12 protein-coding genes are annotated in these 12,788 nt (G+C 68.5%); 8 read left to right on the forward strand and 4 right to left on the reverse strand.

Going from position 1 to position 12,788, the window contains the following annotated elements:
- Entirely contained in the window at positions 1–981 is a 981-nt protein-coding gene (locus PARJ55_RS0114685; RefSeq protein ID WP_028713720.1) for a thiamine pyrophosphate-dependent dehydrogenase E1 component subunit alpha, read from the reverse strand.
- Between the two features lie 20 nt (positions 982–1,001).
- Complete coding sequence (locus PARJ55_RS0114690; protein WP_028713721.1) at positions 1,002–2,015, reverse strand: ATP-NAD kinase family protein; 1,014 nt, start codon at positions 2,013–2,015, stop codon at positions 1,002–1,004.
- 124 nt (positions 2,016–2,139) lie between these two features.
- Here PARJ55_RS0114690 and PARJ55_RS0114695 point away from each other — a divergent pair, with 124 nt between their 5' ends.
- On the forward strand, positions 2,140–3,279 hold the full coding sequence (locus PARJ55_RS0114695) for a hypothetical protein (RefSeq protein WP_028713722.1): 1,140 nt from the start codon (positions 2,140–2,142) through the stop codon (positions 3,277–3,279).
- Between the two features lie 31 nt (positions 3,280–3,310).
- Here the strand turns inward: PARJ55_RS0114695 and PARJ55_RS0114700 are convergent, their stop codons facing one another.
- The gene (locus tag PARJ55_RS0114700; protein WP_028713723.1) at positions 3,311–4,228 is read right to left on the reverse strand and encodes a LysR family transcriptional regulator; all 918 of its coding nucleotides are present in this window, start codon (positions 4,226–4,228) and stop codon (positions 3,311–3,313) included.
- Between the two features lie 183 nt (positions 4,229–4,411).
- Here PARJ55_RS0114700 and PARJ55_RS0114705 point away from each other — a divergent pair, with 183 nt between their 5' ends.
- The 7 genes from PARJ55_RS0114705 (at position 4,412) to PARJ55_RS22245 (ending at position 11,224) form a co-directional block, all read left to right on the forward strand.
- On the forward strand, positions 4,412–5,611 hold the full coding sequence (locus tag PARJ55_RS0114705; protein WP_028713724.1) for an ABC transporter substrate-binding protein: 1,200 nt from the start codon (positions 4,412–4,414) through the stop codon (positions 5,609–5,611).
- A complete protein-coding gene (locus PARJ55_RS0114710) occupies positions 5,611–6,387 on the forward strand; it encodes an ABC transporter ATP-binding protein (RefSeq protein WP_028713725.1) in 777 nt (258 codons plus the stop codon). Before PARJ55_RS0114705 ends, PARJ55_RS0114710 begins: the two co-directional genes overlap by 1 nt.
- Complete coding sequence (locus tag PARJ55_RS0114715) at positions 6,384–7,088, forward strand: ABC transporter ATP-binding protein (protein ID WP_028713726.1); 705 nt, start codon at positions 6,384–6,386, stop codon at positions 7,086–7,088. Before PARJ55_RS0114710 ends, PARJ55_RS0114715 begins: the two co-directional genes overlap by 4 nt.
- A gap of 1 nt (position 7,089) precedes the next feature.
- Positions 7,090–7,977: a branched-chain amino acid ABC transporter permease gene (locus tag PARJ55_RS0114720; protein WP_028713727.1), complete on the forward strand. Its 888-nt coding sequence runs from the start codon at positions 7,090–7,092 to the stop codon at positions 7,975–7,977.
- 1 nt (position 7,978) lies between these two features.
- Positions 7,979–8,977: a branched-chain amino acid ABC transporter permease gene (locus PARJ55_RS0114725; RefSeq protein ID WP_028713728.1), complete on the forward strand. Its 999-nt coding sequence runs from the start codon at positions 7,979–7,981 to the stop codon at positions 8,975–8,977.
- 46 nt (positions 8,978–9,023) lie between these two features.
- A complete protein-coding gene (locus tag PARJ55_RS0114730) occupies positions 9,024–10,622 on the forward strand; it encodes a GMC family oxidoreductase (RefSeq protein ID WP_028713729.1) in 1,599 nt (532 codons plus the stop codon).
- Between the two features lie 71 nt (positions 10,623–10,693).
- Positions 10,694–11,224 carry a DUF3016 domain-containing protein gene (locus PARJ55_RS22245; protein WP_198019366.1) on the forward strand — a complete coding sequence of 177 codons (531 nt, stop codon included), beginning with the start codon at positions 10,694–10,696 and terminating at the stop codon, positions 11,222–11,224.
- Positions 11,225–11,274: 50 nt separating this feature from the next.
- On the opposite strand, the gene PARJ55_RS0114740 is transcribed toward PARJ55_RS22245, so the two are convergent.
- A complete protein-coding gene (locus tag PARJ55_RS0114740) occupies positions 11,275–12,678 on the reverse strand; it encodes an aldehyde dehydrogenase family protein (RefSeq protein ID WP_028713731.1) in 1,404 nt (467 codons plus the stop codon).
- Positions 12,679–12,788: the final 110 nt, after the last annotated feature.

The raw sequence follows: 12,788 nt of genomic DNA on the forward strand, positions 1-12,788 counted from the left end.
TCAATAGGACACGTAAACGTCGGTGGTCAGTTGTTCCGGGCCGGGCAGCGGCGCGGCGATGGCCTCGACCACCGCCTCGTCGATCAGCGCCGCCACCTCGGCGTCGATGGCGTCCAGCTCGGCATCCGAGATCACCCCGGCCTCGGTCACTTTCTGGCGGAACAGCTTCAGGCAATCGTTGTGCGCGCGGTTGTATTCGTTCTCGCCCGGCGCCTTGTAGGTCTGGGCGTCGCCTTCGAAATGGCCGAAGAAGCGGACGTTCTTGCACTCCAGCAGCGTCGGGCCGGCGCCTTCGCGGGCGCGGCGGATGACCTCGCCCGCCGCCTCGTGGACGGCGAAGAAATCCAGCCCGTCCACGGTGATCCCCGGCATGCCGAAGCCGGTCGCCCGGTCCACGTAGCTGTCCGAGGCGGTGGCGTAATCGACCGAGGTCGATTCGGCATAACCGTTGTTTTCCACCACGAAAATCACCGGCAGGTTCCAGATCGCGGCCAGGTTCATGCTTTCCAGCACCGTGCCCTGGTTCGAGGCGCCGTCGCCGAAGAAGGTGATGCCGACGCCGTCATGGCCCAGCTTCTGCGCCGCCAGCGCCGCGCCGCAGACCAAGGGCGCGCCGGCGCCCAGGATGCCGTTCGCGCCCATCATCCCCAAGGACAGGTCGGCGATATGCATCGAGCCGCCCTTGCCGGCGCAGCAGCCGGTGGCCTTGCCATAGATCTCGGCCATCATCGCCTTGACGTCGACGCCCTTGGCGATGCAATGGCCATGGCCGCGATGGGTCGAGGCGATGCGGTCGCGGTCGTGCAGATGCATCATGATGCCGACCGCCGTCGCCTCCTCGCCGGCGTAAAGATGCACGAAGCCCGGGATCTCGCCGCGGGCGAAATCGACATGCAGCCGTTCCTCGAAATCGCGGATGGTGCGCATCTTGCGATAGGCTTCAAGCAGCCGCTCCTTGGGCAGCGGAAACGGATTGGACATGAACTCCTCCCTTGTCTGGTTCAGTCTGGGTTGCGGATGAACAGCCCGGCCTGCGCGGCATGGGCCATGCAGGCGGGCACGTCGATGGTGCGGAAGGCGTCGGGCACCAGCCGCACCGAGACCTGGTCGCTTTCGGTGAATGTCAGCTCGCGCTCGCCATCGAAGGCCAGCGTGCCGGCGGGGATCGAGGGGCGATGCGCCCGGCCCGGCGCCATGCGCGCGATGCCGGCGATGCCCACCCGGTCGATCAGCCCCGGCGCGATGGGGGCAAGCAACTGGCGCGGCGCATCGGGCGACAGGCGGACATGCCGGCCCTCGGGCGTGGCGCGGTCCACCGGGTCGCAGAGCCCGACGATGGCCGACATGCCGATGGCCTGCGGCAGGCCGAAGGTCACGAACAGGTCGCGGAACCCGGCGGCCTTCCAGATGGCGCGGGCCCCGACGAAGCGGTCCTCGACCACGGCGACATCGACCAGCGCGATCTCGCGCCGCTCGCCCAGCGTCACCTCCAGCCATTTGTTCGGCCGCAGCGCCACGGCCTCGGGCACCTGCCCGGTGACGGCCAGCCCCACGGCGAGGCCGGTGATCGTCGGCTCGCGCAGCTCGGGAAAGGCGTTGTTGGTGCCGGTCGAGACCCCGGCCACCGGCACCGCGCCGCAGGCCCCCACCACGACGCGGCTGGTGCCGTCGCCGCCCAGAACCACGATGGCGCCCACGCCGTCCCCGGCCATCATCCGCGCGGCGCGGGCGCTGTCTTCGGGCGTGGCGGTGACGGGCATGTCCAGATAGCGCAGGCGCGGGAAATTCCCGTGGCCGAGTCGAAGCTCGCGCTGGATGCTGCGTTCCAGGTGAAAGCGGATGCCGCCGTTTTCCGGCATGACCACCACCTCATCGACGCCGGACGCGGCCAGCCCGGCCATCATGCGCAGCACGATATTGGCGCGGTCGTTGATGGGCAGGTTGCCCGCATGCGAGATCACCCGCCGGATGTCGCGGGCCGAAATCGGATTGGCGATGATGCCGACCTTGACCATGTCTGTCCTCCCTGCCCATCATGCAAGCAACGGCCGTGCCAATTTTCTGGCGCAGGGTTTGCCGGGGTTTTCGCGCCGGGCTGTTGCATGGCCGTGCAACACTGTGGCGCCACAGGGGTGGGGGATGCAGAACCAGCAGCAGCGCCAGATCCGCGGCCTTGCGCTGAGCCAGCAGATGCGGCTGTCGCTGGACCTGCTGCATATGGATGGCGCGCGCCTGCGCCGCCGTCTGCGGCTGGAGGCGGCGCGGAACCCGTGCCTGGACCTGGTCGAGACGCCCGAGGCGCTGACGGCAAGGCAGGCGCTGGCCGCGCAGATCGGGCTGCTGCGCCTGACCCGGGACGAGGCCGATCTGGCCCGGGCGCTGGTGCATTGCCTGGACGAGCGCGGCTGGCTCGCCGACCCGCTGCCCGAGATCGCCGGCTGGCTGGCGGTGCCGGCCGCGCGGATCGAGGCGCTGCTGCCCGTCCTTCAGGGCCTCGACCCGCCCGGCATCTTCGCTCGCGATCTGGCCGAGTGCCTGCGGCTGCAATTGCGGGCGCGGGGACGGCTGGACCCGATGATCGAGCGGCTGTTGCAGCGGCTGGACCTGGCCGCCTCGGGCGATCTGGCGGCGATCCGGGCGCATTGCGGCTGCGATGCCGAGGACGCGGCCGGGATGCTGGCCGATCTGCGCGCCCTGTCGCCCTTTCCGCTCTCCGAGGACATGACACCCTCCATGGCGCCCGAACTGGAGCTGACGGCGGACGGCCGTGTCCTGCCGCTGGACGCACCGGCCCCGACGCTGCGCGCCGGCGCGGGCGCCGCCGGGCAGGCCGCCCTTGCCCGTGCCCTGATCACGGGTTGCGAGGCACGCGGCGCCAGCCTGCTGCGCATCGCCTCGGCGCTGGCCGAGGCGCAGGCGGATTGGCTGCGCGGGCAGGGGGCCTTGCGGGCGCTGACCATGGCCCAACTGGCTGGACGGCTGGGGCTTGCGACAAGCACCGTCAGCCGGGCGGTGGCGGGCGTGGCCATGCGGACACCGCGCGGCACGGTGCTGCTGCGCCAATTGCTGCGCATCCCGGCCAGCCCGCGCAATCCCGATCTGAGCCGCGGCGAGGCGCAGGAGGCGCTGCGCCGGCTGATCGCGGACTGGCCGGCGGGACAGCGGATATCGGACGCGGCGCTGGCGCAGCGGCTGGCCGGGCATGGCATCGCCCTGTCGCGCCGCACGGTGGCGAAATACCGCGCCGAGATGGGGCTGGCCGCCCGGGGCCGGCGCTGATCCCGGCCTTCAGGCGGGGCGCGCGCCGCGGTCAGCCCGGCCCGGCATGGTCCATGGGGCGGGACAGCTCGTGGCCGCGCTCGGCCAGGCTGGCCGACAGAAAGCCGATCACCGCCCGCACCCATTGCATCACCCGCAGGTCGCGATGGCAGGTCAGCCAATAGGTCCGGGTCAGCCGGACCCGGTCGGGCAGCACGATCTGCAGCTCGGGATATTTCGCGGCGATATACCAGGGCAGCACGCCGATCCCCAGCCCGTTGCGCACCGCCGCCAGCTGGTTGAAGATGCTGGAGCTTTTGACGCTGGCCCGGATGGCGGGATGGATCTCGCCCAGATAGTCCAGGCCGGGGGCGAAGATCATCTCCTCGATATAGCCGATGAAACGCAGCTGGCGCAGATCCTCGGGGCCGTCGATGGGCGGCAGGCCGCGCAGATGCTCGCGGGTGGCATAGAGATGCAGGGTGTAATCCGCCAGCCGCTCCGAGCGATAGGGGCCGCTGGTCACAGGGTCCAGCGTGATCGAGATATCCGCCTCGCGCCGCGACAGCGACAGCACCTGCGGCATGGTGACGAGTTCCAGCGAGATCAGCGGGAAGCGCGCGATGAAGGCGGGCAGCAGATGGGTCGAGAACAGGCTGCCGAAGCCTTCGGGCATGGCCAGCCGCAAGGGCCGCGCCTGTCCCGGGGCGCTGGCCTGGTCCAGCGGGATCAGCCCGGCGGCCTCCTCCATGCGCTCGGCGGCCTCGATCAGGCGCTGGCCGGCGGGCGTCGGTTCATAGCCGCGGGGGTTGCGCTCGAACAGCCGGGTGTTCAGCGCCTGCTCCAGCCGGTCGATGCGGCGCGAGACGGTGACATGCGAGGTGCCCAGATGCCGCGCGGCGCGCGACAACTGGCCTTCGCGCACAACCGCCAGAAAGAATTGCAGATCGTCCCAGCTGAGATTGGCCATCTGTTCGAAAACGCACAGGTCCTGTAAGAAATTAAACCGATCTGAACACTTGTGTCAAAGCCGAATTACCTGCATCGTTCGGATGAGCGGGCGCGGGAGTCGCCCCTCGTCATGGACAGGACAGCGTTCCCACCCGGCCCGCCAAAGCGGCCGGCGGAAGGAGCGCGCCTTCGGGAGGACATAATGCGAAAGTTTCTGCTGTCGGCCACCGCGGTCGGCCTTGTTGCCACGCCTGCCTTGGCCGAGATCTCGGACGGCAAGGTCAGGATCGGCATCCTCAACGACCAGTCGGGGGTCTATGCCGATTTCGGCGGCAAGTTTTCCTATGAGGCGGCGCGGATGGCGGTCGAGGATTTCGGCGGCACGGTGCTGGACGCGCCCATCGAGGTCGTCACCGCCGACCACCAGAACAAGCCCGACATCGCCTCGAACATCGCCCGGCAATGGTATGACACCGAACAGGTCGATGCGATCATGGAGCTGACCACCTCCTCGGTCGGCCTGGCGGTGCAGGCGCTGAGCCAGGAAAAGAAGAAGATCACCGTCAACACCGGCGCCGCCACGACCGAGCTGACCGGGGCGCAATGCACCCCCTACGGCTTCCACTGGGCCTATGACACCCATGCGCTGGCGGTGGGCACCGGCGGCGCGCTGGTGAAGGAAGGCGGCGACAGCTGGTTCTTCCTGACCGCCGACTATGCCTTCGGCTATTCGCTGGAGGAGCAGACCGGCAATTTCGTCAAGTCGCAGGGCGGCACGGTCGCGGGCGCGGTGCGCCACCCGCTGGCGACGACGGATTATTCCTCGTTCCTGCTGCAGGCGCAGGCTTCGGGCGCCAAGGTCATCGGCCTGGCCAATGCCGGCATGGACACGCAGAACGCCATCAAGCAGGCGGCGGAATTCGGCATCACCGCCGGCGGCCAGCGCCTTGCGGCGCTGCTCTTCACCCTGGCCGAGGTGCATGGCATCGGGCTGGATGCCGCGCAGGGGCTGACGCTGACGGAAAGCTTCTACTGGAACCGCAACCCGGAATCGCGCGAGTTCGGCGAACGCTTCAAGGAACGCACCGGCGTCATGCCGAACATGGTCCATGCCGGCACCTATTCGGCGGTCACCCAGTATCTCAAGGCGATCCAGGAGGCGGGCACCGACGAGACCGAGGCCGTCGCCGCCAAGATGCACGAGATGCCGGTCGACGACGTCTTCGCCCAGGGCGGCAAGGTCGGGCCCAATGGCCGGCTGATCAAGGACGTCTACCTGATGGAGGTCAAGGCCCCCGGCGACGTGACCGAGGACTGGGACTATTACAACGTCCTGGCCACCATCCCGGGGGACGAGGCCTTCCTGAAGCCCGCCGACAGCGGCTGCCCGCTGGTCCAGTGATGGCGGCATCTGTGGCAACGCAGGCCGAGCCGCGGGTGGTTTTGTCCGCCCGCGGCCTTGGGAAGGATTTCGCCGGTTTCACGGCGGTGAACAACGTCGACCTGGACGTGGAGCACGCGCGCATCCATGCGCTGATCGGGCCCAATGGCGCCGGCAAGACCACGGTGTTCAACCTCTTGACCAAGTTCCTGCAGCCGACGCGGGGCCAGATCACGCTGCTGGGCCAGGACATCACCAATACCAAGCCCGACAAGGTGGCGCGGATGGGGCTGGTGCGGTCGTTCCAGATCTCGGCGGTGTTCCCGCATCTGACGGTGCGCGAGAACGTCAAGGTGGCGTTGCAGCGGCCGGCGGGGCTGGCGGTGCAGTTCTGGCTGCCGCTCTCGTCGCTGGACCGGCTGGACGCGCGCGCCGACCAGCTGATCGAGCAGCTGGGCCTGGCGCGCTGGCGCGACCACCGCGCCGCCGACCTGTCCTATGGCAGGAAGCGCGTGCTGGAGATCGCGACGACGCTGGCCTTGGACCCCGAGGTGCTGCTGCTCGACGAGCCGATGGCCGGCATGGGGCAGGAGGACGTGGCCATGGTCGCCGGGATCATCCGCGACGTCGCCGCCGAGCGCGCCGTGCTGATGGTCGAGCACAATCTGAGCGTCGTGGCCAATATCTGCCACCACGTCACCGTGCTGCAGCGCGGCGAGATCATCGCGGCGGGCGACTATGCCGCCGTCTCGGCCGATCCGCGCGTGCGCACCGCCTATATGGGGTCCGAGGCATGAGCGCGCCGCTTCTGAACGTCCGCGACCTGCATGCCTGGTATGGCGAAAGCCATGTCCTGCACGGCGTGAACCTGACCGTCGCCGAGGGCGAGACCATCTGCATCCTGGGCCGCAACGGCATGGGCAAGACCACCACGCTGCGCGCGATCATGGGCATCCTGCGCAAGCGCACCGGCAAGATCGAATTCGCCGGGCGGGACATGACGGCGCTGCCCCTGCACCAGACCGCCCGCGCCGGCCTGGGCTTCGTGCCCGAGGAGCGCGGCATCTTCGCCAGCCTCTCGGTCGAGGAGAACCTGATGCTGCCGCCGAAGGTCGCCGAGGGCGGCATGTCAGTCGAGGAGATCTACGCGCTGTTCCCGAACCTGCAGGAACGCCGCAATTCGCAGGGCACCAAGCTGTCGGGGGGCGAGCAGCAGATGCTGGCCATGGCGCGCATCCTGCGCACCGGGGCGCGCTGCCTTTTGCTGGACGAGCCGACCGAGGGGCTGGCGCCGGTCATCATCCAGGCCATCGGCGAGGTGCTGCAAAAGCTGAAAAGCCGCGGCATGACCGTGGTGCTGGTCGAGCAGAACTTCCGCTTCGCCGCCAAGGTCGCCGACCGCTTCTACCTGATGGATCACGGCCGGATGACGGCGGAATTCCCGGTCGCGGAGCTGCAAGCGCAGATGGACATGCTGCATCGGGAACTGGGGGTGTGACATGACGATGATCTTCGGCGTTCCCATTCAGGCCCTGATGGGGCAGTTGCTGGTCGGGCTGATCAATGGCTCGTTCTACGCGCTGCTGTCGCTGGGCCTTGCGGTGATCTTCGGGCTCTTGCGGGTCATCAACTTCGCCCATGGCGCGCAATACATGCTGGGCGCCTTCGTGGCGCTGCTGCTCCTGACCGTGGGCGGCATCAACTACTGGCTGGCGCTGCTGCTGGCGCCGCTGGCGGTGGGCCTGTTCGCGGCGCTGGTGGAAAAGACCATGCTGTCGCGGCTCTACAAGCTCGACCATCTCTACGGGCTTCTCTTCACCTTCGGGCTGGCGCTGGCGATCGAGGGGACGTTTCGCTATTTCTTCGGCGCCTCGGGCAAGCCCTATGCGCCGCCCGCGCAGCTGACCGGGGCGGTGAACCTGGGCTTCATGTTCCTGCCGATCTATCGCGGCTGGGTGGTCATCGCCTCGCTGGCGACCTGCATCGGGGTCTGGCTGCTGATCGAGAAGACCAAGCTCGGCGCCTATCTGCGCGCCGCGACCGAGAACCCGATGCTGGTGCAGGCCTTCGGCGTCAACGTGCCGCTGCTGCTGACCCTGACCTATGCGCTTGGCGCCGGGCTTGCGGGTTTCGCGGGGGTGCTGGCGGCGCCGGTCTATCAGGTCAGCCCGCTGATGGGGTCGAACCTGATCATCATCGTCTTCGCCGTGGTGGTGGTCGGCGGCATGGGCTCGATCCTGGGCGCCATCGTCACCGGCTACATGCTGGGCGTGGTCGAGGGGCTGACCAAGGTCTTCTACCCCGAGGCCTCGAACATCGTGATCTTCGTCATCATGGCGATCGTCTTGATCCTTCGGCCCGCGGGCCTTTTCGGAAAGGATGCCTGACATGGCCGCAAAATCCGAAACCGTCGCCTCGGACCATGTCGCGGCCCATCCCCGCGCCGGGCAGGTCCGGCTGCTGCTGGTCGCCGTCGCGCTGGCCGGGCTCTTGGTGGCGCCGATGTTCCTCTATCCGATCTTCCTGATGAAGCTTCTGGCCTTCGCGCTCTTCGCCTCGGCCTTCAACCTGCTCTTGGGCTATACCGGCCTTCTGTCCTTCGGCCATGCCACCTTCTTCGGGGGCGCGGCCTATTTCACCGCCCATGCGGTCAAGGTCTGGGGCTGGTCGCCCGAGGCCGGCATCCTGCTGGGCGTCGCCGGCGCGGCGGCGCTGGGGCTGGTGATGGGCGCCATCGCCATCCGCCGGCAGGGCATCTATTTCGCCATGATCACCCTGGCGCTGTCGCAGATGTTCTTCTTCTTCTGCCTGCAGGCGCCCTTCACCCATGGCGAGGACGGCATCCAGTCGGTGCCGCGCGGGCATCTGTTCGGGCTGATCGACCTGAACCGGCCGATGAACATGTATTACTTCGTGCTGGCGGTGTTCGTGATCGGGCTGCTGATCATCCGGCGCTTCGTGAATTCGCCCTTCGGCATGATCCTGAAGTCGATCCGGGAAAACGAGAGCCGCGCGATCTCGCTGGGCTATTCGGTGCAGCATTACAAGCTGGGCGCCTTCGTGATGTCGGCGGCGCTGGCCGGGCTCGCCGGCGGGGTCAAGGCGCTGATCTTCCAGTTCGCGACGCTAACCGACGTCACCTGGCAGATGTCGGGCGAGGTGATCCTGATGACGCTTCTGGGCGGCATCGGCACGCTGCTCGGCCCCATCGTCGGCGCAGGGCTGGTGGTCACGCTGCAGAACTACCTCGCCACCTCCGACTTCCCGGTCACCATCATCACCGGCGTGGTCTTCATGGTCTGCGTGCTGCTGTTCCGCCGCGGCCTGGTGGGCGAGTTCTTCGCAACCAAGATCGGCAGAAGGCTCGGGTTCAGGGGCGAATCGTGATGTCGCGGCCCTCGCGTGGCTGCGGGGGCCCTGCATGGAGTATCCGATGGAAAGCTACGATTATATCGTGATCGGCGCGGGCAGCGCCGGCTGCGTGCTGGCCAACCGCCTCAGTGCCGATCCCGGCACCCGCGTGCTGCTGCTGGAGGCCGGGGGGCGCGACAATTACCACTGGATCCATATCCCGGTCGGCTATCTCTATTGCATCGGCAATCCGCGCACCGACTGGGGCTACAGCACCCAGCCCGAGCCGGGGCTGAACGGCCGGGCGCTGCTTTATCCGCGCGGCCGGGTGCTGGGCGGCTGCTCCTCGATCAACGGCATGATCTACATGCGCGGGCAGGCGGCGGATTACGACCATTGGCGCCAGCTTGGCTGCACCGGCTGGGGCTGGGACGACGTGCTGCCGCTGTTCAAGGCGCAGGAGGACCATTATCGCGGCGCCGACGCCATGCACGGCGCCGGCGGCGAGTTGCGGGTCGAGACGGCGCGGGTCCGCTGGGCGGTGCTCGACGCCTTCATGGAAGCGGCGGAACAGGCCGGCATCCCGCGGACCGAGGATTTCAACCGCGGCGACAACGAGGGCGGCGGCTATTTCGACGTGACCCAGCGCAGCGGCTGGCGCTGGAGCGCGGCCCGCGCCTTCCTGCGCCCGGTCAGGAACCGCCCGAACCTGCGCATCCTGACCGGCGCCGAGGTCGAGCGGCTGGCGATCGAGGCGGGCGAGGTCGCGGGCGTCGTCTTTCACCATCAGGGCCAGCGCCGCGAGGTCCGCGCTTCGCGCGAGACGGTGCTGGCGGCGGGCTCCATCGGGTCGGTGCAGATCCTGGAACATTCCGGCGTCGGGCGCGGCGAGGTGCTTCAGGCCGCCGGCATCGCCCCGCAGATCGAGGTGCCGGGCCTGGGCGAGAACCTGCAGGACCATCTGCAATTGCGGCTGGTCTACAAGGTCCGCGGCGTGCCGACGCTGAACGAGAAGGCCTCGCATCTGCTGGGCAAGGCGGCGATCGGGCTGGAATACCTGCTGAAACGCTCGGGTCCGATGTCGATGGCGCCAAGCCAGCTGGGCATCTTTACCCGATCCGGGCCGGACAAGGCGACGCCGGATCTGGAATTCCACGTCCAGCCGGTCAGTCTGGACAAGTTCGGCGACCCGGTGCATCCCTTCCCGGCCATGACCGCCTCGGTCTGCAACCTGCGGCCGGAAAGCCGCGGCTCGGTCCATGTCGCCGGGCCGGATTTCCGCGCCCATCCCGCGATCCGGCCGAACTACCTTTCGGCCGAGGCCGACCGCGAGGTGGCGGTGCGCGCCATCCGCCTGGCGCGCAAGATCGCCGCGCAGCCGGCCTTCAACCGCTTCAATCCCGAGGAATACGTCCCCGGCATCGCCTTCCAGACCGACGAGGACCTGGTCAAGGCGGCCGGCGCGGTCGGCACCACCATCTTCCACCCGGTCGGCACCTGCCGCATGGGCGCCGATGACGGTGCGGTGGTCGACCCCCGGCTGCGGATGCGGGCGCTTGGCCGGCTGCGCATCGCCGACGCCTCGGTCATGCCGACGATCACCAGCGGCAACACCAACGCCCCGGTGATGATGATCGCGGAAAAGGCCGCGCGGATGATGCTGGAGGATGCCAGGGCCTAGGCCGCGGCTTTGACTTTTCCGCCGGGTTGCCCATATCCTTGCGCAGGGCTGGAAATGCGAAAGGCAAAGCCATGCTCAGAATCCTCTGCCTGTCCCTTGCGCTGGGGCTTGCGGCGCCCGCCGCCATGGCGGGGCCGGCGGCGCTTGCCGAGGGGCGCGTCACCGTAACCTATGTCGCGCCGGAAACCTTCCGAGACCGCGAGTTTCGCCGCGAACGCAGCCGCGTCTCGGCGCTGGCCGAGTTCGACCGCTGGTTCGCCGAGCTTGGCGCGCGCTACCTGCCTGCCGGGCAAAGCCTGCAGGTCGAGGTGCTCGACATCGACCTTGCCGGCGAGTTCGAGCCCTGGCGCAGCGGTTTCCACGACGTGCGCTTCCTGCGCGACATCACGCCGCCGCGCATCCATCTGCGCTATCGACTGCTGCAGGGTGGTGCGGTCGTTCGCGCGGGCGAGGAGCGGCTGACCGACATGAACTATCTTTCCAACCCGCGCGGCCATGGCGACGGGCGGCGCTTCGTCCATGACAAGCTGATGCTGCAGGGCTGGTTCCGCAAGACCTTCGCGGCGCCGCAGCGGCAATCCCGCCCGGATCTGTCGGGCTGATCGGCAGGGCAGGGGCGCGGCCGGCCCCTGCCGGGCCCGCCCGCCTGCCGTCAGCGCGCCTCGTTCACGATCCTGATCTGGGTGAACTCGGCTAGCCCCTCCTCGGCGAACTCGACGCCGAGTCCGGATTGCTTGGCGCCGCCGAAGGGGATGTTCGGGCCGAAATCCAGGTGCTTGTTGATCCAGACCGTGCCGCTTTCGATGCGCTCGGCGACGCTGCGGGCCAGGTCGCGATCCTCGCCCCAGACCGAGCCGCCCAGGCCAAGCTCGATGCCGTTGGCGCTGGCCACCGCCGATTCCACGTCCTCGAAGCGGATCACCGGCAGGATCGGGCCGAATTGTTCCTCGTCCACGATGCGGTCGCCGTCCTTGACGTCGGCGACGATGGTCGGGCGGATGAAATAGCCGGGCCCCTCGGTCAGCGCGCCGCCGGCGATGATGCGGCCGTCGGCGCGGGCGGAATCGAGGAAGCCCTTGATCTTCTCGAACTGCATGCGGTTCTGCAGCGGGCCGATGGTGGTGCCCTGCTGCAAGCCGTCGCCGACCACGGCGGCCTCGGCCAGCTCGGCCAGCCGGGCGCAGACTTCCTCATAGATCGAATCGTGCACATAGGCGCGCTTGATCGCCAGGCAGACCTGCCCGGCATTCATGAAGGCGCCGGCGAAAAGCCCCGGCGCGACCTTGGCCGGATCGGCGCCCGGCAGCACGATGGCCGCATCGTTGCCGCCCAGCTCAAGCGTCAGCCGCTTGATGGTGGATGCCGCGCTGGCCATGATCTTCTGCCCGGTCGCGGTCGAGCCGGTGAACGAGATCTTGGCGACATCCGGATGCGCGGTCAGCGCCGCGCCCAGGTCGTTCTGGTCGGTGACGATGTTGACCACGCCCGGCGGCAGGATCCCGGCGATGATCTCGCCCAGTTTCAGCGTGGTCAGCGGCGTGGTCGGCGCGGGCTTGACCACCATGGTATTGCCGGCCAGCAGCGCCAGCGGCAGCTTGAAGGCCACGATCAGCACCGGGAAGTTCCAGGGAATGATCGCCCCGACCACGCCCAGCGGCTTGCGGAACTGCCGCACCAGCCGGCTGTCGCTGTCCTCGATCACCTTCACCGGCAGGTCATAGCTCGCCAGATGGCGGATGAAGGCGCAGGTATAGGCGATCTCGGCCTGCGCCTCGGGCAGGGGCTTGCCCTGTTCCTGTGTCAGCAGCCGGGCGAATTCCTCGGCCCGTGCCTCCAGACCGTCGGCGATCTGCAGGATCAGCGCGCGCCGTTCCTCGATCGGGCGGGCGGCCCAGGCGGGAAAGGCCGCCTTGGCCGCCGCCACCGCCGCGTCGAGCTGCGCCGCCGAGGCACGGGGGGCTTCGGCCAGCAGCTGTTCGTTGGCCGGGTTCACGACCTCCATGGTCATGTCGCCCGCGACCAGCTGGCCGTCGATCAGCAATCGGTATTCCGTCATTTCGTCCCTCCCCAAAAGCGTCGCGCAAGTCTGGGGCAGAAGCCGGGCCGATTCTTGCCATATCCGGCCAATTCGCCGGGGCCGAGGGGCGCGGGCCGAAATCTGGCCGG

The sequence above is a fragment of the Paracoccus sp. J55 genome (assembly GCF_000513975.1).
Classification (GTDB): Bacteria; Pseudomonadota; Alphaproteobacteria; order Rhodobacterales; family Rhodobacteraceae; genus Paracoccus.